General features: G+C 60.8%; 12 protein-coding genes and 1 pseudogene. 10 read left to right on the top strand and 3 right to left on the bottom strand.

Features of this window, described 5'->3' with window-relative positions; genetic code table 11:
* Positions 1-48: 48 nt before the first annotated feature.
* Positions 49-1,107 (bottom strand): biotin synthase BioB, encoded by a 1,059-nt coding sequence (bioB, locus tag H3028_RS14780; RefSeq protein ID WP_181297893.1) that lies wholly within the window; start codon positions 1,105-1,107, stop codon positions 49-51.
* Between the two features lie 83 nt (positions 1,108-1,190).
* Between bioB and H3028_RS14775 the strand changes: the two genes are divergently transcribed.
* Both H3028_RS14775 and H3028_RS14770 read left to right on the top strand, forming a co-directional pair.
* Positions 1,191-1,898, top strand: coding sequence for a ComF family protein (locus H3028_RS14775; RefSeq protein WP_181297891.1), 708 nt, complete (start codon positions 1,191-1,193; stop codon positions 1,896-1,898).
* A 67-nt stretch (positions 1,899-1,965) separates the two neighbouring features.
* Positions 1,966-2,940, top strand: coding sequence for a serine/threonine protein kinase (locus H3028_RS14770; RefSeq protein WP_181297889.1), 975 nt, complete (start codon positions 1,966-1,968; stop codon positions 2,938-2,940).
* 84 nt (positions 2,941-3,024) lie between these two features.
* Here H3028_RS14770 and H3028_RS14765 read toward each other — a convergent pair whose 3' ends face one another.
* The gene (locus H3028_RS14765; protein ID WP_181297886.1) at positions 3,025-3,864 is read right to left on the bottom strand and encodes a 23S rRNA (adenine(2030)-N(6))-methyltransferase RlmJ; all 840 of its coding nucleotides are present in this window, start codon (positions 3,862-3,864) and stop codon (positions 3,025-3,027) included.
* Positions 3,865-4,007: 143 nt separating this feature from the next.
* On the opposite strand from H3028_RS14765, the gene H3028_RS14760 reads away from it, so the two are divergent.
* Positions 4,008-5,063 (top strand): nitronate monooxygenase family protein, encoded by a 1,056-nt coding sequence (locus H3028_RS14760; protein ID WP_181297885.1) that lies wholly within the window; start codon positions 4,008-4,010, stop codon positions 5,061-5,063.
* 28 nt (positions 5,064-5,091) lie between these two features.
* Here the strand turns inward: H3028_RS14760 and fni are convergent, their stop codons facing one another.
* Positions 5,092-6,141 carry a type 2 isopentenyl-diphosphate Delta-isomerase gene (gene fni, locus H3028_RS14755; RefSeq protein ID WP_181297883.1) on the bottom strand — a complete coding sequence of 350 codons (1,050 nt, stop codon included), beginning with the start codon at positions 6,139-6,141 and terminating at the stop codon, positions 5,092-5,094.
* 308 nt (positions 6,142-6,449) lie between these two features.
* Between fni and H3028_RS14750 the strand changes: the two genes are divergently transcribed.
* The 7 genes and pseudogenes from H3028_RS14750 (at position 6,450) to H3028_RS14720 (ending at position 21,656) form a co-directional block, all read left to right on the top strand.
* Positions 6,450-8,252 (top strand): acyl-CoA dehydrogenase, encoded by a 1,803-nt coding sequence (locus H3028_RS14750; protein ID WP_181297881.1) that lies wholly within the window; start codon positions 6,450-6,452, stop codon positions 8,250-8,252.
* Between the two features lie 212 nt (positions 8,253-8,464).
* Complete coding sequence (locus tag H3028_RS14745) at positions 8,465-10,210, top strand: potassium/proton antiporter (protein ID WP_181297879.1); 1,746 nt, start codon at positions 8,465-8,467, stop codon at positions 10,208-10,210.
* Between the two features lie 109 nt (positions 10,211-10,319).
* Positions 10,320-13,619 (top strand): mechanosensitive channel MscK, encoded by a 3,300-nt coding sequence (gene mscK, locus H3028_RS14740; RefSeq protein ID WP_181297877.1) that lies wholly within the window; start codon positions 10,320-10,322, stop codon positions 13,617-13,619.
* Between the two features lie 81 nt (positions 13,620-13,700).
* Positions 13,701-15,161, top strand: coding sequence for a protein adenylyltransferase SelO (selO, locus tag H3028_RS14735; RefSeq protein ID WP_181297875.1), 1,461 nt, complete (start codon positions 13,701-13,703; stop codon positions 15,159-15,161).
* A 281-nt stretch (positions 15,162-15,442) separates the two neighbouring features.
* Positions 15,443-15,961, top strand: coding sequence for an Hcp family type VI secretion system effector (locus H3028_RS14730; protein WP_021206448.1), 519 nt, complete (start codon positions 15,443-15,445; stop codon positions 15,959-15,961).
* A gap of 187 nt (positions 15,962-16,148) precedes the next feature.
* Positions 16,149-18,158 (top strand): annotated as a pseudogene (tssI, locus tag H3028_RS14725) (type VI secretion system tip protein TssI/VgrG); the annotation flags it as partial.
* Between the two features lie 2,733 nt (positions 18,159-20,891).
* Positions 20,892-21,656: a hypothetical protein gene (locus H3028_RS14720; RefSeq protein ID WP_181297873.1), complete on the top strand. Its 765-nt coding sequence runs from the start codon at positions 20,892-20,894 to the stop codon at positions 21,654-21,656.
* Positions 21,657-21,765 lie beyond the last annotated feature (109 nt).

Raw genomic sequence — 21,765 nt, 5'->3', positions numbered from 1 at the left:
GGCGCCCCGCTCGCTCCTACAGGATTCGTGTAGCCAGGTTGGTGTGGATCAGGCCGAGGCGGCGTCATAGAACAGCTTGCTGTCGCGCTGCTCGACCAATGCCTGCTCGATGGCCGCCTGATGCACTTCGTCGTCGTGCTCTTCGCGCGCTTCGGGTTGGATGCCCAGGCGCTTGAACAGCAGCATGTCCTTATCGGCTTGCGGATTGCCGGTTGTCAGCAGTTTTTCGCCGTAGAAGATCGAGTTGGCACCCGCGAAAAACGCCAGCGCCTGCATCTGCTCGTTCATCTGCTCGCGGCCGGCGGACAGCCGCACGTGGGATTTCGGCATCATGATCCGCGCCACGGCGAGCATACGGATGAAGTCGAAGGGGTCGACGTCCTGCTCCTCGGCCAGCGGCGTGCCCTTGACCTTGACCAGCATATTGATCGGCACCGACTCGGGCTGCTCAGGCAGGTTGGCCAGCTGGATCAGCAGGCCCGCGCGGTCGTCCAGCGACTCGCCCATGCCGAGGATGCCGCCGGAGCAGATCTTCATCCCCGACTCACGTACGTAGCTCAGCGTTTCCAGACGATCTGCGTAGGTGCGCGTGGTGATGATGTTGCCGTAGAACTCCGGCGAGGTGTCGAGGTTGTGGTTGTAGTAGTCCAGCCCCGCCGTGGCCAATGCCTTGGTCTGCTCCTGATCGAGCTTGCCTAGGGTCATGCAGGTCTCCAGACCCAGGGCTTTCACGCCTTCGACCATCTTCAGCACATAGGGCATGTCCTTGGCTGAGGGATGCTTCCAGGCAGCACCCATGCAGAAGCGTGTCGAGCCGATGGCCTTGGCTTCGGCCGCGGCTTCCAACACCTTTTGCACTTCCATCAGCTTCTCTTTATCGAGACCGGTGTTGTAGTGGCCGGACTGCGGGCAGTACTTGCAGTCTTCCGGGCAGGCACCGGTCTTGATCGATAGCAGCGTGGAGACTTGCACGCGGTTGGCGTCGAAGTGCTGGCGATGCACCGTCTGCGCCTGGAACAGCAGGTCATTGAAGGGTTGCTCGAAGAGCGCCTTGACTTCAGCGAGGCTCCAGTCGTGACGCGTGGCAAAAGCGGCAGTGGCGCTCATGGGGCATTCCTTGTACATAGGTTCTTGGCACGGATGCGAGATGGTTAGCCAAGCCAAAGATGCTGTCAACCTGGAAAGGACTCATGGTTTACAACTGGTTAAAACTCGAACACCACTGCCAGCTCTGCGATGAGCGCTGCGAAACCGGCCATTCACTGTGCGGACCCTGCGAGGCCGAACTGCCCTGGCTCGGCGGGCAATGCTCTATCTGCGCGCTGCCGCTGGCCGCAACCGCCCTGATTTGCGGCCAATGCCTCAAACATCCTCCGGCGTTCGAGCATGTCGCCGTGCCCTGGCGCTTCGCCTTCCCGGTGGATAGCCTGATCAGCCGTTTCAAGCATCAGTCGCGCTGGCCATTCGGCCGGCTGTTGTCCGAGCATCTGGCGCGCTACCTGCAGCATCGATTCGACGAAGGCCTGCCGCGTCCGGACCTGTTGCTTCCCGTGCCACTAGCCCGCAAACGATTGCGTCAGCGGGGCTTCAACCAGGCGCAGATGCTCGCCAACTGGCTGAGCCCAGTGCTGAACCTGCCTGTGCGGAACGAGCTGCTGCAACGTACTCAGGACACCCAGTCACAGCAAGAACTGGATGCCGCCGGCCGACGCCGAAATCTGCGCCAGGCCTTTGCATTGACCGATGAGCGACAGATCGTCGGTCGCCACGTGGCTGTCATAGACGACGTACTCACCACCGGCGCAACCGCCGAAGCGTTGGCTCGCCTGTTGAAACATGCGGGCGCCGTGCGGGTCGATATCTATTGCCTGGCGCGTACGCCGAAGCCAGGCGATTAGGGTCAGAGCCGCGGTTGTGTAAACCCGCCAGTGCAATACACTGGCCGACCCATTTACGGAGCCGACCATGAGCCACCCCTTCGACACACTCACGCCTGATCTTGTGCTCGATGCGGTGGAAAGTGCCGGCTTCATCAGCGATGCCCGCGTACTGGCATTGAACAGCTACGAAAATCGCGTCTACCAAGTTGGCATCGAAGACAGCACACCGCTCGTGGCCAAGTTCTACCGCCCCGGCCGCTGGAGCGACGAAGCAATTCTCGAGGAACATCAGTTTTCGCACGAGCTGGCCGACCGCGAGATCCCGGTGGTCGCACCGCTGGAGTACGCGGGCAGAACGCTGTTCGAACATGCCGGATTTCGTTTCGCGTTGTTCCCGCGGCGTGGCGGTCGCGCCCCGGAGCCGGGCAACCTTGACCAGCTGTACCGCCTGGGCCAGCTGCTTGGTCGCATGCATGCGGTCAGCGCCAGCCGCCCGTTCGAGCACCGCGAAACGCTGACGGCTCAGCATTTCGGCCACGACTCGCTGGCTACCCTGCTGGACGGCGGGTTCATACCGAAAAGCCTGCTGCCGGCCTACGAATCGGTGGCTCGTGACCTGCTCAAACGGGTTGATGATGCCTTCGCCCGTACGGAATTTCAGCCGATCCGCCTGCATGGCGACTGCCATCCCGGCAACATTCTCGCCCGCGATGACGCCTTCCATCTGGTGGATCTGGACGATTGCCGCATGGGACCATCGGTTCAGGATATCTGGATGATGCTCGCCGGCGAGCGCCATGAGCGGCTCGGACAGCTGTCCGAGCTGGTCGATGGCTACAACGAATTCCACGATTTCGCCCCGCGCGAACTGCCTCTGATCGAAGCGCTGCGCGCCCTGCGCCTGATGCACTACAGCGCATGGCTGGCACGCCGCTGGGACGATCCGGCTTTCCCGATGAGCTTCCCCTGGTTCGGCACCGAGCGTTACTGGGGCGATCAGGTGCTGATCCTGCGTGAGCAGATGTCCGCGCTACAGGAAGAACCGCTGAAACTGTTCTAGCGCGAAGCCAGGATGGTGGAGCTTGGCAGGGTGGATAACGATCCACCGCTCCACCGAGCAGCGCTCAGGCTTCGAGCGTTGTGGCTACTTTTCCTCGATCAACCAATCCAGCCGCCAGCCGCCTTCGCTTTGCCCGAGCAATGTAGCCAACCAGGGCAACAGTTCGCGCAGCTCTTCTTCCAGGCCCCACGGCGGGTTGCTGATGGCCAGACCCGAGCCATTCAAACGCAGCGCCTCATCGGTGGGATGAACATAGAGTTCGGCACGCAACAGCTTCGGCGCGCCGCTGCGCGATAGCTGCTGATAGAAGCGCTTGAGCTGGCGCTCGTCCTTGATCGGATACCAGATCACCCCGATTGCCTGGCGCATGCGCCCGAGCGCCTCGGTCAACGCCTGCACGCAGCGAGCCAGCTCATCAGCCTGCTCGAATGGTGGATCGATCAACAGCACCACGCGCTTTTCCTGGGTCGGCATCAGCGCACGCGGGACATGCCAACCCTCCCCCAGATGCACGGCAACGCGGCGGTCGCCGGCCATATTGTCCTTCAGCAGACGCCCATCCTCGGGATGCTTCTCGTTGAGCTGCAAGCGGTCCTGGGGGCGGGTCAGCTGTAGCGCCAGCTCCGGCGACCCTGGGTAGTAGCGCAGCGCGCCGTCCGGATTAAGCGCGCGGATCACGTTCAGATAGGCTTCGGCCGAAGCCGGAATGCCATCGGCCTGCCACAATCGGGCGATGCCCTGCAGCCATTCGCCGGTGCGGCTGGCCTGATTGCCGGCCAGGTCATACAGCCCGACGCCGGCATGGCTGTCGAGGTAGGCGAACGGTGCCTCCTTGCGAGCGAGCAAGGCAAATAGCCGGGACAGGGCGAGGTGTTTGAACACGTCGGCGTGATTGCCGGCGTGAAAAGCGTGGCGGTAGTTCATCGAGCACTCCTGAAGAGTGCCCAGTCTAACTGCCCAGCGTGCCGATTCAGAGAGGCAAGACGCGGCGCCCGGCCAAATGGCGAAGATCGACGTAGTCGCTGCTAAAGTGCTTACTCTCCGAGGCAAGCGACAAGGAACCCAGGATGGACATTCGAGACCTCTTCGGCATTCAGCTGCCGATAATCCAAGCGCCAATGGCCGGTTCGCAGAACCATCAACTCGCCGCGGCCGTATCCAACGCGGGCGGTCTGGGCTCGATTCCTGCTGGCATGCTCAACGCCGAGTCGCTGGATACCGAGCTCAGCGCCATGACGGCCCTCACTGGCCGCCCCTACAACGTCAACTTCTTCTGCCACCAACCGCCTGCTGAAGACCCCGCACGTAACCAAACCTGGCTGGCCCTGCTGGCGCCTTATCTCGATGAGCAGGGGATCGACGCCGCTAGCATTCCCGGCGGCGCCACACGCAAGCCCTTCGATACCGCAATGGCCGAGGTGCTTGAGCGTCATCGTCCGGCCGTCGTCAGTTTTCATTTCGGGCTGCCCGAGCCGCAGCTGTTACAGCGCGTGCGCGCGACCGGTGCGAAGATTCTCTCCAGCGCCACCACCCTTGAGGAGGGCCGCTGGTTGCAGGCGCAAGGCGTAGACGCGGTGATTGCCCAGGGCCTGGAAGCCGGCGGCCATCGCGGGATTTTTCTCAGCAAGGACATCGACGGCCAGGTCGGCACCTTCGCCCTTTTACCGCAGCTGGTCGCCGCGCTGGATATACCTGTCATCGCGGCCGGCGGGATTGCCGACGCGGGCGCCGTTGCCGCGGCGCAAACGCTCGGTGCAGCCGGCGTGCAGGTCGGCACCGCCTATCTGCTGTGTGACGAGAGTCGTGCCAGCACGTTGCATCGTCAGGCGCTACAGAGCCCGGCAGCAGAACACACGGTGCTGACCACGCTGTTCTCCGGCCGCCCCGCCCGCGGCATCGTCAATCGCCTGATTCGCGAGCTTGGCCCCCGGCCCGATGCGGTTCCGGCGTTTCCCCTGGCTGGCAACGCGATCGGCGCACTGCGGGCTCAGGCGGAAGCCCAGGGGCTCGATCATTTCTCGCCGCTTTGGGCCGGACAGAACGTCAGCGGCTGCCGTGCCGTTCCAGCAGCGCAACTGACCGAGGCATTGGCCATCGGCTGGCGCCGTCAAGCCGAGCCCTGAGCGATAGCCGGTCGAAAATCCCGATCCCTCAAAAAGAAGAGGGATCGAAGGCCGGCAGCAGCGGCGCCCGAGCTAGCGCGGCCAGATCGGCTGAGCCGGTGCAGAAACAGACAATTCGCAGCTGTTGGATCAGCACCTGGAAATGCTCGACTACCGCCTCCGGGCTGCGCAGCGCCGCGTCCAGCACTCCTGCCGCCTGACCGACCACATTGGCGCCCAGCCGTATCGCCTTCGCCGCATCGATGCCGTCGCGAATACCGCCTGAGGCAATCAGCTGCGCATCCGGACAAGCCCGACGCACCCGCGCAATCGCCTGGGCGCTGGGAATGCCCCACCCGACGAACGCCTGAGCGATGGCGCGCTGCTGCGGATCGCTGGCGCGCTCGGCTTCGACGGCGGCCCAACTGGTGCCACCCGCGCCCGCCACGTCGATCACCGAAACGCCGATATCGAGCAGCCGTCGCGCCACGTCCACGGAGATACCGGCACCCACCTCCTTTACCACCAGCGGCACCGGCAGACGCAAAGCCAGCGTCTCGATCGCCGCCAACACGCCGCGCCAGTTGCGGTCGCCGCCATGCTGCACGGCTTCCTGCAAAGAGTTGAGGTGAATGATCAGCGCGTCGGCGTCGATCATTTCGACTGCACGCCGCGCCTCGTCCAGGCCATAACCGGACACCAACTGCGCGGCGCCGAAGTTGGCCAGCAGCGGAATGCCCGGGGCCAGCTGCCGTAGCTGACGGGTAAGCCCTTGACTGGCGCCGGTCTCCAGCGCGATGCGCTGCGACCCCACCGCCAGAGCGATGCCCAGCGCCTCGGCGGCCTCGGCCAGGTGCCGGTTGATCTGCGCGGCCCGCTCGGCACCGCCGGTCATGGAGCTGATCAGGAGAGGCGCTGCGAGCGTTCGGCCGAGTAGTCGGCTCTGGATGTTTACCTCGTCGAGCCGCAACTCTGGCAACGCACAATGCTCGAACGTCAGCGCCGCAAAGCCTGAATCGACGCGGGGGCCGGCCCGATGCGGGTCCAGAACGATGTTCAGATGGTCGTTCTTACGCTCGGCAATAAGGTCTTTTTTCATTGGCGCCTCGTTCGGATGCATTTCTGTTGACGGACGCGCGCGACGAAAGTGCACCTGAACAATATCGCCGCTGGTTTGGCAGACGGAACAACCGAGCAGACCAGCCGCGCCGAGCAGTGCTGATCAATGCCGAAAGCGGCAATGGACAACCGACCCAATTGCCGGCGGCATCCAACAGCCCACACTGAAACGGCATCTGGCAAGGGCCAGCAAGCACCGCTGTGTCCTTTCATCACTCGAATGTATGGTGCTAGGCAGCCGTCTCGGCGCCTCCTTAGACTCGGCCGCATAGAAACGGAGGAATTGTCATGTCCGAGACTCTGCTTTGCCCACGCAACCTGGCATTCGAACTCTATGAAGTGCTCGATGCCGAGGCCCTGACCCAGCGCGAGCGCTTCGCCGACCACAGCCGAGAGACCTTCAACGCCGCAGTCGACACCGCCCGCAGCATCGCTGAGAACCTCTTCGCTCCGCACAATCGCAAGGCCGACGAGAACGAGCCGATCTACCAGAACGGCGAAGCAGTGCTAATTCCCGAGGTAAAGCCGGCGGTCGACGCCTTCATCGAAGCGGGCTTTCACAACGCCTCGCGCAGCTTCGACGACGGCGGCATGCAGCTGCCCAACCTGCTCGCGCGGGCCTGCTTCGCACATTTCCAGGCCGCCAACGTCGGCACCTCGTCCTACGCCATGCTGACCATGGGCGCCTCGCACCTGATCGAGACCTTCGGCAGCGAAGAACAGAAGCAGCGTTTCCTGCAGCCCATGATCGAAGGCCGCTTCTTCGGCACCATGGCATTGACCGAGCCCCACGCGGGTTCGTCGCTATCCGATTTGCGCACCCGCGCCGAGCCAGCCGCCGATGGCAGCTACCGGCTTAAAGGCAACAAGATCTTCATCTCTGGCGGCGACCATCCGCTCTCGGAGAACATCGTGCACATGGTGCTGGCCAAGCTGCCGGACGCCCCGCCTGGGGTGAAGGGCATCAGCCTGTTCATCGTGCCCAAGTTCCTGGTCAACGATGACGGCTCGCTGGGCGAACGAAACGATGTGATCCTGGCCGGGCTGTTCCACAAGATGGGCTGGCGCGGTACGACCTCCACCGCGCTGAACTTCGGTGACAACGGCAATTGCGTGGGCTATCTGGTGGGCGAGCCGCACAAGGGCCTGTCTTACATGTTCCAGATGATGAACGAGGCGCGTATCGGCGTCGGCATGGGCGCGATCATGCTCGGCTACGCCGGCTACCTGTACTCGCTGAACTATGCTCGCGAGCGTCCGCAGGGCCGCCTCCCGGATGGCAAGAACCCGGCCTCAGCGCAGGTGCCGATCATCCAGCACACCGACATCAAGCGCATGCTGCTGACCCAAAAGGCCTATGTCGAAGGCGCTTTCGATCTGGGGCTGTACGCCGCGCGCCTGGTGGACGAACAACATACCGCGCCGAGCGAGGATGACCGCAAACATGCCCACGAGCTGTTGGATCTGCTTACGCCCATCGTTAAATCCTGGCCATCGGAGTTCTGCCTCAAGGCCAACGAACTGGCGATACAGATCCTCGGCGGCCACGGCTATACCCGCGAGTATCCGGTGGAACAGTACTACCGCGACAACCGTCTGAACCCGATCCACGAAGGCACCCAGGGCATCCAGTCGCTGGATCTGCTGGCACGCAAGCTGAGCCAGAACGGCGGTGCCGGCTTGCGTCAGCTGGTCGGTCTGATTCAAGGCACCTGCCAGCGCGCCGGAGCATTTAGCTCGCTGGACCCCTTGCGCCTACCCCTGGAGCAGTTGTTGGCGCGCCTGACCGAAGTGACGCAGGCGCTGCTCGGCGATCTGATGGCAGGCAAGGTCAACCAGACACTGGCCAACTCGGCGCTGTACCTGAAGGTCTTTGGTCACGCCGTGATCGGCTGGCGCTGGCTGGAGCAGGCGATCCACGCCGAACAGGGTCTGGCGGACGGCAACCCGGCGGACACGGACTTCTACCGCGGCAAGCTGCAGGCGGCGCGCTACTTCCTGACCTGGGAGGTACCGAGCTGCCATCACGAGCTTGCCATCCTCGCCAGCCGCGATGACACCTGCCTGACCATGCAGGACAGCTGGTTCTGACGAAGCAGTGCGTCCGGCCCGGCAACTAAGTCAGGACCGCAGGGCGCCCTACGCACATTCCATTTCATGCCCCCGCCGACACCAGGCTTGGTGTCGGCGGGGCACGTCCGTCGTTCCGCCGGCTTTTTTTGACAGCTCGCTAAATCAGCAGGTTAGAATCCCTGGCATGCACCCTGCATGACATCAGCGACACTGATCTACGGAGCGCGCGCTTGGATATCGGCAACATCAACCACCTGTTCTTTATCGGTGCCCTGTTGGTTGCGGCCAGTATCCTGATGAGCTCCCTGTCGACCCGCCTCGGCGTGCCGATTCTGGTGATATTCCTCGCGGTGGGCATGCTCGCCGGTGTCGACGGCATTGGCGGTATCGTATTCAACGATTACTCGCTGGCATTCCTGATCAGCAACCTGGCGCTGGCGATCATTCTGCTCGATGGTGGCATGCGTACCCGAGCTGCCACTTTTCGCGTGGCGCTCTGGCCAGCCTTTTCGCTGGCTACTGCTGGCGTAGTGGTTACCTCCGGCCTGACCGGTCTGGCCGCGGCCTGGCTGTTCCAGTTGCCGTTGATGCAAGGCCTGCTCATCGGCGCCATCGTCGGCTCGACGGACGCAGCGGTCGTGTTCAATCTACTCAACGGGCGTGGACTCAACGAACGGGTCGGTTCGACGCTGGAGATAGAGTCAGGCAGCAACGATCCCATGGCGATGTTCCTCACCGTCGCGCTGATCGACATGCTGGCCTCCGGCGAGACCGGCTTCGGCTGGGGCTTCTTTCTCAATCTGCTGCAGCAGTTCGGGATCGGCACCCTGCTGGGCCTGTCCGGCGGCTGGTTGCTGTTGCACCTGATCAACCGTCTCTCAGTCGCTGACGGCCTTTACCCGCTGCTGGCCGTGGCCGGTGGCATCATGATCTACGCGCTGTCCGGTGCCATCGGCGGCAGCGGCATCCTTGCGGTCTATGTCTGCGGTCTGCTCTTGGGCAACCGGCCCATTCGCAATCGCCACGGTATCCTGCACATGTTCGACGGCCTGGCCTGGCTCAGCCAGATCGGCATGTTCCTGGTCCTCGGGCTGCTGCTTACGCCCAGCGAGTTATTGCCGATCGCCCTACCGGCGCTGGCGCTGTCGTTGTGGATGATCCTTTTTGCCCGGCCGCTGGCGGTATTCATTGGCCTGGCGCCGTTTCGCAGCTTCCATTTGCGCGAACGACTCTTCATATCCTGGATCGGTCTGCGCGGCGCGGTACCGGTGATCCTCGCGGTGTTTCCGTTGATGGCAGGTTTGGAGAACGCCCAGCTGTTCTTCAACGTAGCGTTCTTCATCGTGCTGGTCTCGCTGCTGCTGCAGGGGACGACACTGACCTGGGCCGCCAAGAAAGCCAAGGTCGAAGTGCCACCGTCGCCACTGCCAATCTCCCGCGCCGGCTTGCAGATCCACACCACCAGTCAGTGGGAGATGTTCATCTACCGGCTGACTGCGAAAAAATGGTGCGTAGGCGCTGCGCTGCGCGAATTGAAGATGCCAACCGGCACCCGCATCGCCGCACTGTTCCGCGGCAAAGCGCTGCTTCACCCCTCCGGCAGCACCCGCCTGCAGGTCGATGACATTCTCTGCGTGATCGGCCACGAAGAGGATCTGCCAGCGCTCGGCAAGCTGTTCAGCGAGGCGCCACAGCGCGGGCGCGACATGCGCTTCTTCGGTGACTTCATTTTGGAAAGCGAGGCGCAGATGAGCGCTCTCGCGGCCCTCTACGGACTGAAACTGGGCGATGTGAACGGCGACCAGCAGATCGGTCAATTCATGGCCGAACGCGTCGGCGGCAAGCCGGTCGTCGGTGATCAGGTCGAGTGGAACGGCCTGACGTGGACCATCGCGGCGATGGAGCACGGGGAAGTACGCAAGGTCGGCCTGAAGTTTCCGGAAGGCAATCCGCCGGGCCCGAGCTTGCATTTCTGAGACGTGCCTCGCCGCATATAACGCGGGCTGAGGCGTTCCGATCTATGGACTCGCCTCGGCCATCCGCAGCCCTTAGACTCCGCACTCATTTCGTATTCTGATAGTACCCATGGCCCTCTTCCGCACCCTGCTGTTGGCGACACTGTTCGTCATCGCCCCGTCTTCCGCCTACGTTCAAGCCGCACCCACGGTGCCCGGCCTGCCTGGCAGCCAGGCTGGCGAAGCAGAAGCACCGAAAGACGCGCAGCCCAGCGTTGATGAAAGTGCCCAGCGGCTCGCGGAACAAACCGAAACGGCGCAGCGACGCCTGGACGAACTCAAGGCCGAACTCGCGGGCGCAGCCAAGGAGATCGCCGAGTCTCAGCGGGAATTAAGCAAGCTCAAAGGCAGCGACACCAGCGATATGCCGGCGAAGCTGGCCAAGCTGACGGTTCCCAAGCTCGAACAACGGTTGGCCGAGCGCATCGAGCAGCTGTCGGCTTGGCAAACCGCCCTGGCAGCAGCCAACAGCATGATCATCAGCGCCCAGACGCGTCCTGAACGTGCCCAGGCAGACATCAGCAAGCACCAGACTCGCATCGACGAGATTAACAGCCTGCTCAAGGCAGGGCGCGAAAGCGGCAAGCCGCTGAGTGACGAGCGCCGCGCACTGCTCGGCGCCGAGAGGGCCGCGCTCAAGGCGCAAATCGAGCTGCGCCGCAACGAGCTGGCCGGCAACAGCCTGCTACAAGACCTTGGCGTCGCCCGGCGCGATCTGCTGTCCGAGCGCATCGCACGCGCCGAGCAGGAAACCATGGCGCTGCAGACGGCGATCAACAACAAACGCCGCGAAGAGTCCGAGCAGACCGTCGCAGAGTTCTCGCTGAAAGCGGAGAAAGCCGGCTCCGACAAGCTGTTGCCCGCCGAAAGCGCCGAGAACCGCAAGCTCTCCGATTACTTGCTACGCGCCACCGAACGCCTCAACGACCTGACCCAGGAAAATCTGCAGACGCGCCAGCAGCTGGACACGCTGAACCAGGCCGACCAGGCATTGGAAGAACAGATTGCCGTGCTCGAGGGCAGCCTGCTGCTATCGAAGGTTCTCTACCAGCAGAAGCAGGCGTTGCCGCAGCTAAGCCTGGATAAGAATCTGGCCGACGAGATCGCCGACATCCGCCTCTACCAGTTCGAGCTGAACCAGCGTCGGGAGCTCAGCGGCAACGTCGAAGATTACGTCGATCAGCAGCTCGCCAAGCTACCGCCGAACGAAGTCACGCCGGAGCTGCGTAGTGCATTGCTGGAGCTGATACGCACTCGCAGCGAGCTGCTCGACCGGCTCAATCACGAGCTCAACGCACTGCTTAGCGAATCGATCACTTTGCAGTTGAATCAACGCCAGCTTCAGACCAAAGCCCAGGCTCTGCGCGAAACGCTGGACGAGCAGATGTTTTGGATCCCGAGCAACAAGCCGCTGGATCTGGATTGGTTCAAGAATGTGCCGACGCTGCTGGATCGCCAGTTGCGTGCGATGCCTTGGGGCTCCGTGTTCGAGGCGCTCGGCGCCGGACTGCTGGAACGACCGCTGTTCTTCGTGCCGCTGTTACTGGTGATCGGCTTACTGCTCTGGCGCCGCAACGCCATCAACGCCAAGCTCGATTTGCTCAGCGCCGACATCGGCCATTTCCGCCACGACAGTCAATTGCACACGCCGCTGGCGCTGCTGCTCAATCTCTTGCTGGCGCTTCCCGGCGCGCTGTTCCTGGCACTTTGTGGTTACCTCCTGCAGATGGACGGGCGAGGACAGAACGTCAGCCTCGGCGCCGCTTTCTACCAGATGGCGCAGGCCTGGCTGGTCTTCTACAGCGCCTATCGCATGCTCTCGCCGAATCGCGTGGCCGAGACACATTTCGGCTGGTTCCGCCCCCAGGTGATCTTCCTTCGCAACGAGATTCGTCGTCTGGGGTTGGTAGTCATAGCCCTCGTAGCGGTCGTGGCAATTGCCGAACATCAACCGGGCAGCCTGGTCGAGGACGTGATCGGCATTGTCGTGGTGCTGACCTGCTTCGCGCTGATGAGCTGGCGCCTGACGCGCCTGCTGCTCAAAGGCCCATCAAGCCAGAACGCTCCGCCAGTGCGGCGCATCATCGGTCTGTTGTTCAGCATGCTGCCACTGGCGCTGATCGTGGTCGTGGGGCTCGGTTATTACTACACCGCCCTTAAGCTGACCGGCCGACTGATCGATACGCTGTATCTCTTGCTAGCCTGGGTCGTCATCGAGGCCGCGCTGATCAGAGGCCTGACCGTGGCTGCGCGACGCCTGGCATACAAGCGGGCCATCGCCAAGCGAGAAGCCGGTTCCGATGATGCCGGTGCCGCCAACGAAGGTGCGGCCGAGCCAGGTCTTGCCATCGAACAGGTCAATGAACAATCCCTGCGCCTGACCAGGCTGGCCATGTTCGGCCTGTTCTTCGTTGTGCTCTATTGGGTCTGGGCTGACCTGATCAGTGTGGTGTCGTACCTCGATAACGTCACCCTGTACGAATTCACCAGCGGCAGCGGTGAGACCGCCAGCACGTCTGCCATCACACTGAACAACCTGCTCGGTGCACTGGCCACGGTCGTCATAACTTTCGCGCTCGCACGCAACCTGCCGGGCCTCCTCGAGGTACTTGTACTGTCCCGGATGCGCCTGGCTCAGGGCAGTGCTTATGCGACGGGCACCTTGCTCTCGTACACACTGGTTGGCATCGGCATTGTCACGACGCTATCCACCCTTGGCGTGAGCTGGGACAAGCTGCAATGGCTGGTTGCTGCGTTGTCGGTGGGTTTAGGCTTCGGCCTGCAGGAGATCTTTGCCAACTTCGTATCGGGATTGATCATTCTGTTCGAGAAACCGGTACGCATCGGCGACGTGGTAACCATTGGCAATTTGTCCGGGACAGTCAGCCGCATTCGTATCCGGGCGACGACCATTACCGATTTCGACAACAAGGAGATCATCGTCCCGAACAAGACGTTCGTGACCGACCAGCTCGTCAACTGGTCGCTCAACGACACCATCACCCGGGTCACGATTCGCATCGGCGTGCAGTTCGGTTCCGAGCTCGAAGAGGTGCGTAATCTTCTGTTCCAGGCAGCCCGAGAGAACCCCCGTGTGCTCAAGGAGCCTGAACCGCAGGTCTTCTTCCTCAACTTCGGCGAGAGCCGGTTGGAGCATGAGCTTCGCCTGCATGTGCGGGATCTCGGGGACCGCAATCCGGTTATCGATGAGATAAACCGACGTATCGATCAGGAGTTCCGCGCTCGCGGGATCGTCATCGCATTCCGTCAGCTGGACGTGCACCTGAAAAGTGCCCCGCCGGGCCTGGAAATACCGCGGTCCGATCACAACGAAACGCCTCTTGGGGCGCCTGCCAACGGTCAGACTTGAGGAACGCTCCGACAGGCAAGACCTCCAATTCAACGTGCCCTCGCCTGCGAGCGCTACATTTCAGGACCGCCCGGAGCCCCCGTGAAGACTCTCACCGAGCTGAATTTCGATAACCGCTTCGCCCGTCTCGGCGATGTGTTTTCCACTGAGGTAACGCCTCAACCGCTGGAAGCACCGCGCCTGGTGGTGGCCAGCGAGGCGGCCATGGCATTGCTGGATCTCGACCCGGCAGTGGCGGAGGATCCGCTGTTCGCCGAGCTGTTCTCTGGCCACAAGCTCTGGAGCACGGCCGAGCCACGGGCCATGGTCTATTCCGGCCATCAATTCGGCAGCTACAACCCGCGCCTGGGCGACGGTCGCGGCCTGCTCCTGGGCGAAGTGGTCAATGATGCGGGGGAACATTGGGACCTGCACCTCAAGGGTGCAGGCAAGACGCCGTACTCCCGCATGGGTGACGGCCGCGCCGTGCTGCGCTCCTCGATTCGTGAATTCCTCGCCAGCGAGCACCTACATGCGCTGGGCATTCCCAGCTCACGCGCGCTCTGCGTGACCGGCTCGGATACGCCGGTCTATCGCGAACGCCAGGAGCGTGGCGCCATGCTGCTGCGCCTGGCGCAAAGCCATGTGCGCTTCGGCAATTTCGAGTACTTTTACTACACCAAGCAACACGATGAACTGAAGCAGCTACTCGATCACGTCGTCGAGTGCCATTTCAGCGACTGCCTGGAGCATCCCGAGCCCTATCATTCATTCTTCCGCGAGGTGCTGGAGCGCACCGCCGAACTGATCGCCTACTGGCAGGCATATGGCTTCTGTCATGGCGTGATGAACACCGACAACATGTCGATCCTGGGCATCACCTTCGATTTCGGCCCCTACGCCTTCCTCGACGACTTCGATGCGCGCTTCATCTGTAACCATTCCGACGATGCGGGGCGCTACTCCTATGAAAACCAGGTGCCCATCGCGCACTGGAACCTGGCCGCCCTGGCCCAGGCCCTGACGCCCTTCGTCGCGGTGGAGCAGTTGCGCGAGACGATGAACCTGTTCCTGCCGATCTACGAAGCGGCTTGGCTCGATCTGATGCGCAAGCGGTTGGGCTTTCGGACCGCCGAGGAAGACGACAAGGCATTGGTGCAACGCCTGCTGCAACTGATGCAGGACGGCGCAATTGACTATACGAATTTCTTTCGCGAGCTCGGTGGCAATGCGCCTGAGCAGACCCTGGCCCGTCTACGCGAAGATTTCATCGACATCAAGGCGTTCGACGACTGGGCTGCGGCCTACCGCCAACGCACCGAGCGTGAAGGTGACGCCCAAGCCGAGCGGCAGGCGCGCATGCATGCGGCCAATCCCAGGTACATCCTGCGCAACTACCTCGCCCAGCAAGCAATCGAAGCGGCCGAGGCGGGAGATTACGGCCCGGTGCGCGAACTACATGCGGTGCTCAGTCGCCCCTTCGACGAACACCCGGGAATGGAACGCTACGCCGAGCGACCCCCGGAGTGGGGCAAGCACCTGGAAATCAGCTGCTCATCCTGAGCAGCCGCCCTGCGCAAGATACTGCACAGCGTTCCGCTTGGCGGCGCGACGTCTATAGCCGCACGGCGCGTGATTGCTGGACTCGCGCGCACGTGCGCCAAACCTTGCGCTGCTGCTGGCAGGATGTTGCCCAGCTAAATGTGAGCCCTCCCGCATAGCGGCCCAAACGCTTTCGAACGAAATTCATAAGCTGCTGATTCTTAATGATTTTATTCCGATGGCACAACGCTTGCGCTTGTCTTTAGGCCATTCCGGCATTCAACAAGGCAAGGAGAGCGTTCATGCCAACACCCGCGTATCTGTCCCTCGAAGGCACCAAGCAAGGCCTGATCACCGCAGGCACTTTCACCGAGGACTCGGTCGGCAACATCTTCCAGGAAGGACACGAAGACCAGATCCTGGTGCAGGCCTTCCAGCACCAGGTCATCATCCCGCGCGATCCACAGTCCGGCCAGCCCACCGGCCAGCGCGTACACAAGCCGCTGATGATCACCAAGGTGTTCGACAAATCATCGCCGCTGATCTTCAACGCCCTGACTTCGGGTGAGCGCCTGAACAAGTGCCGCCTGGAGTGGTACCGCACCTCCTCCACCGGAACCCAGGAGCACTACTTCACCATCGAACTGGAAGATGCGGTAATCGTCGATGTGCAGTCGCGCATGCCCAACTGCCAAGACCCGAACATGTCCCACTTCACCCATCTTGAAGACGTGTACTTCACCTACCGCAAAATCGTCTGGACTCACGAAGTCTCCGGCACCTCCGGCTCCGACGACTGGCGCACCCCGATCGCCAGCTGACACGCTCTCATGGAAAGCTTCGGTCGGGCCTCGCCTGGCCGAAGCTTTTTGCGAAGCAGTAGCGGAAATTCGAGCCACCGCACGGTAATGCGCGACCTGGCGCACCGCGACGGCGCCGCCTCGTGATACATCGATACCCCCGCTGCGCCCTGGCGCAATCCCATGGACGGATTCAGGAGGAACAAGGATGTTCGCCCCCGCCAACCAGACCCATTTTTCCCTGCACATCGAAGGCATCGAACACGACTTCCAGGTGCTCGAATTCAGCGGCCGCGAAGCCATCAGCCAGCCGTATCGCTTCGAACTTGAATTGGTCAGCGAGCGCCCGGATCTTGATCTAGAAAGCCTGCTGCATCGATCCACGTTCCTGACGCTCGCTGAATATGGCGGCGGTATTCATGGCCAGCTCTACCAAGCGGCACAGGGTGAATCGGGCAAACGCCTGACGCGCTACCAACTGGTAATCGTCCCCAAGCTCGCGTACCTGGCGCACCGGACCAACCAGCGCATCTTCCAGCACCTGTCGGTGCCGCAAATCATCGCCAAAGTGCTTGAAGAGCACGGCATCCTTACCGGTAACGGCCATCGTTTCGATCTCGGCCCGGTCATCTATCCCGAGCGGGACTATTGCGTTCAGTACGACGAGACAGACCTGCATTTCATCCAGCGACTCTGCGAAGAAGAAGGCATTCACTACCACTTTCAACACCGCGAGTCCGGCCACGTATTGGTATTCGGCGACGACCAGACGGTATTCCCCAAGCTCGCGCCTGTGTCTTGTCAGCAGGACAGCGGCCTGGTTGCCGACGAGCCGGTGATCAAGCGCTTCGGCGTGCGTGTCGAAACCCGACCCAACCGGGTGTCCCGCCGCGATTACGATTTCGAAAAGCCACGCATGACCATGGAAGCGGCTGTTCGCAACGATGCTCGACCCGACCTCGAGGATTACGACTACCCCGGCCGCTTCGTCGACCGTGAACGAGGCAAGCATCTGGCTCAGCGCGTCCTGGAACGTCACGGCCACGACTTCGAATTGGCCGAAGGCGAAAGTGACCAGCGGTTGCTCAGCGGCCACTTCCTGCCCCTAACCGGGCATCCACGTGGCGACTGGAATCAGCTCTGGCTGCTCAACGAAGTCCACCACGAAGGCAAACAGCCACAAGTGCTGGAAGAATCCTCTATTGAATTGCCAAGCATCTCTACGCGCGCCCACCCTCCCTTACGGGAAGAGATACCGGAGGGTGTCGCCCATCGTCTGGAGGCCAGCGGTTTCACCCAAGGCTACCGCAACCGCTTCACAGCCACGCCATGGATCGTTCCCTACCGCCCCGCACTGAAACACCCCAAACCACGCATCCTTGGCAGCCAGAGCGCAGTGGTCACAGGCCCCGCCGGCGAAGAAATCCATTGCGATGAGTACGGCCGGGTGAAAGTACAGTTCTTTTGGGATCGCGAAGGCCAAGCCGACGATAAGACCAGCTGCTGGTTGCGTGTTTCCTCCAGCTGGGCCGGCGACCAGTACGGCGGTATCGCCATCCCCCGTGTCGGCATGGAAGTGTTGATCACCTTCCTCGAAGGCGACCCCGACCAACCGCTGATCACGGGCTGTCTGTATCACAAGGAAAATGCCGTCCCCTACGACCTGCCGGCGAATAAAACCCGCAGCGTGTTCAAGACCCTCAGCAGCCCCGGCGGGGATGGCTACAACGAGCTGCGCATCGAAGACCGCAAGGACGCCGAGCAAATCTATATCCACGCCCAGCGCGACTGGGACGAGAACGTCGAGCACGACCAGAAGATCCGCGTCGGCCACGAGCGCCACGACACCGTCGAGGCCAACAGCTACAGCGAATTCAAAGCCGAAGAGCACCGCACCACCTACGCCGACCGCCGCAGCGAAATCAAAGCCAACGACCACCTCACCGTGGGCAACAACCAGCACGTCAAGATAGGCACCGGCCAGTTCATCGAAGCCGGCAACGAAATCCACCTCTCCAGCGGCCTCAACGTCGTCCTCGAAGCCGGCAGCGAACTGACCTTCAGGGCCGCCGGTAGCTTTATCAAGCTGGATGCGGGCGGCATCACCATGGTCGGCCCGGTAATCAGGATGAATTCGGGCGGAAGCCCCGGAAAAGGTTCTGAGGCAGCGCCGATTTTGCCGGGCGAGGTGAAATCGGCAGATGCGGATATTCTGGGCAGCGTACCCGACCAGGACAGCGCCCTCTTCGTCGCTCTGGACGATCCAATGGCCATCGTCGACGACCTGGCCATGAACCTACAGGGACGCTGGCTGGAACTGGCAGCAGCAGACACGCAGCATGCCAACAAGATCAATAGCGCTACCCTTATCCAGGGGCTTTGCGGCGTCAAACTAGACCACCTCATGCCCAAATCGGTGTCAACCGACCCAAGCCGCAAGCAGGCTTTCACCAAAGACGTTCACAACCTGCTCGATAGCGAAGCACAGCTACTCAATCACAGTGGCAGTGACGCGACCCTGACACTCAAATCACTTAAAGTGCAGCAGGCTCAACAGCAGTTCCGCACAAACTGGGGCACCTCACCCTCGGGAAAAGAATGGCGCGCACTGGTAGACGAATGGCAACAGAAAACGACCTGGCGCAAGGACGTTCGCTTCGAAGAGACCTGGACTTATCTACAAGAACGCTCCGATGAAATGGAGCGCCTCAACGCGCACATACAGCGCAGCGAGAGCGACCTACTCGCCTGGCTGAAAAGTCTCAGTCCGAAAGCGGAGGAGGTTTTTTATGATCCCTGCCACCAGCAGCAATCGACCCAACTGCTGGAAACGATGGCCAGTCTCTATGAGCAATTGGGCGCGAGCGATACGGGTAAGAGATGGCTATGCGAGCAGTACGGCAAGCCCACCACGCTGGCGGGCCTGGCGTTATTCAATTTCAGCGCCGAGCTTTCCGCACTGATCGACAAGATTTCTGTCAACTTCACCACCTACGGCACCATCGACAACCAGGGGCGACAGGGTGAAGGTAGTGGTCAGGCCCACGGCTGGCTATCCGACACCACTAGTGAAGTCAGCCGGGCCAACGAAGTGAAGTCGGTACTTGACCTGCCGAGCGTACAAGGCAGCAGCCTGTACAAGAGCCTTTCCGAGCCGGGCAAGCGCGCCTTCGAGACATTGCGCGCCGTGGTGGGACAAAAAGCCAAAGACAGCTGGAACCTGATGGCCTTCGTCCTGCTGCCGGCTTTGAGCACGAAATTCGCTCCCGAGGCTCGCATTTTTGCCTTCAGCGTTACGCAGGTACTGGTTTCGACCGAAATATCCACGCAAACCCAACTGATCCGCGATCCTGAATTTGCTAAGAAGAATCGCAAATGGCTGATGCAATATGCCCGACTGAACAAGAACATAAAGGGCCTGCAGCGCGGCCTCGCACTCCCAGGAAAAGGGGTGGACAAACGTTCGGCACGTATCCAGCTACAAGATCTTGAGCAAAAACTCCACACACTCAATCTGCAAAGACCGAACGAGGTTATGGGAGCAATTGCCAAAGAAACATGCATCACAACCACACAAACCCGCCAAGTGAATGCATGGCTGGCTACACTGGGCCAATCGGAGCTACTGGAACAGCTACAGCTCAAAGCAAAAAGTGCCTCTGGTTATGCCGCCCGTAGCCGCCAGTGGGTCAATCAGGAACTCGGCGGCAGCCTGCCCGTTCTGGTCGCAGGTCTGAATATCTGGAACTTTCTCAACAGCCTGGATAAGGCACGCAATGATGGCAGCTTCAGTGAGGATGAGCTGCGCACGGTGGGCGCCAACGCCGCCTATACGGCTAATGCGCTGATGGCGCTCTGGACGGTACCGGCGTGGAACAAGTGGGCAAGCCTCAAATCGGTTGTGAACGAAAAGACCGTCCAATTGGCTCAGGTTGGAGTAAAAGCTTGGGGCATTAACACTCAATATGGGCGTTTGGCCCGCAGTCTCGCCCTTCGTACTGCGGGAATGGCCGCTTTCGGCGCTATCGCTGCGGGAGTGGAGGCTTGGCAGGTTTCAAAGGATGTGGATAAAGCGACCAGTAAAGCCGAAGAAACTGCATTGAACGTAAAAATGTATACCTTAATGGCAATGACGACGGTTGCCGGCGCCCAACTAATAGGCAGTGCCTTGGGCTTCTGGTTCGGCTTCGCCTGGATCATGTCCAACCCGGTGACCATCATCATCGCGCTGCTCGGCGTGATCTACCTTATCTCCAGCATGATTGCCAACCAGTACAAGCGAGAAGGCCTGCGGCTCTGGCTGTATCGCAGCAGTTGGGGTAAATCCCCCACCTGGACGCACAGCGACGAGGATCACAAGGAGGAATTGCGCACCCTAAACGAAATCTGCCTGCGTCCAAGCCTGGCGGCTCGCGCCACCACCCTGCCTTACTACGGCCGTGGCCCTCGTATCTACACCGGCTTCTGGCTACAGCTCCTGCTACCGTCCGAACTGGCTGGAACAGCCGTAAAGCTGCAACCGGCCATGGTCGACAGCGGCTGGTTTTCCGATAGCCTGATGCAAGGCATGGCAGACAGGTTCTACGAGCAGCTCCTCGAAGGCCATTGGGCGCCCATCGAACGATTTGGACAACCGCCCGCACAGCGTTCCAACGGGCCGCTGCCCGGCGACTCTCTCTACCCCAAGGACACACAGCACCGTCTATGGCAAACCTGGATTGCCTACCAACGCGCCCCCGTGCTGGAACTGGAAGTTCGCTACCCAGAGCAGATTTTGGAGAGCACTAACGGCCGGGGCTATATGTTCCGCGTGGACATAGGCGCCTCCTCCTCCGAGGCTGACCTGGAAAGTAATGCTTTCAGCAAGGAACCCAATAGCGACATGGTGCTCTCTTCACAAAGCACCCGATTGCTCCCCCTGCAGGTGCCACACGCGAATGAATGAATGCTTATGAGCAGTATCTTGAACGGATTTCTACAGGCTCTGCCCTGGAATCAGCCCATCGAACTTCCAGACCACCATCAGTGGAAGCGCATTAACTCACCTGCTCTTTTAGAGTGGAGAATCAAGGCAAGACCTTATAACACAACAGTCGCAAACGCGATGTTCTTTTTTATTTTCCTAATTACCACTATCTTTTTTGGATGGATGGGGGAGATTTTCAACCCCAGCTCAGCAAAATCTACAGCGATAGGGATACCATTTTACATATTAGCCATGACAGCTATTTACGGCACAACTCACCAAAAAACAAAGTTCGCTTATCGTCTGATCGAGCAAGGTATTGAGGTCTGCGAATGGAAAGCTCCTGGCAAAGGCTGGATGATCGCCTTGAAATGGCTGACAGTTATCGCAGCTATCGCCGTGTTATTTGTTATCGCTCTCGACCTGTCAATCTTTTGGGTAGCACTCGTCGGCCCTGGCGGTATGGGGTTGCTTTACCTGGGACTGGCCAACTCCAGTAAATTTCAAGAGATGCATACCGAATATCATCATCGCGACCATGAGTGGACGCGTTACAAAAGAATATCAATCCATACGAATCGCCCAGTCATAGGGCTGCACTTCGATTATTTCAACACACATCTCCAGGCCATGGACAAAGGCGTGCTGTTCTTATTCTGCAAGAAGCAACAACTAGCAACCATCCTCCAAAACATAACTCAGAAACGGCCTGATCTGCAGACAGTTCATGAGTCGTTTGATATCTACTAAATAGTACAAAAAAACTTAATCGACTAGTACATCCATTTATAACATGGATCCAAAGCACTACAGGTCGAAAAATCCTAAACAGGGGTTTAGATGGTGCGGATTTCAGAGA

It is taken from the genome of Pseudomonas sp. Q2-TVG4-2 (assembly GCF_013620795.1).
Taxonomy (GTDB): Bacteria; Pseudomonadota; Gammaproteobacteria; order Pseudomonadales; family Pseudomonadaceae; genus Stutzerimonas.
The sequence above is the reverse complement of the archived record's forward strand: the minus strand, read 5'-3'. Positions and strand labels throughout refer to the sequence as shown.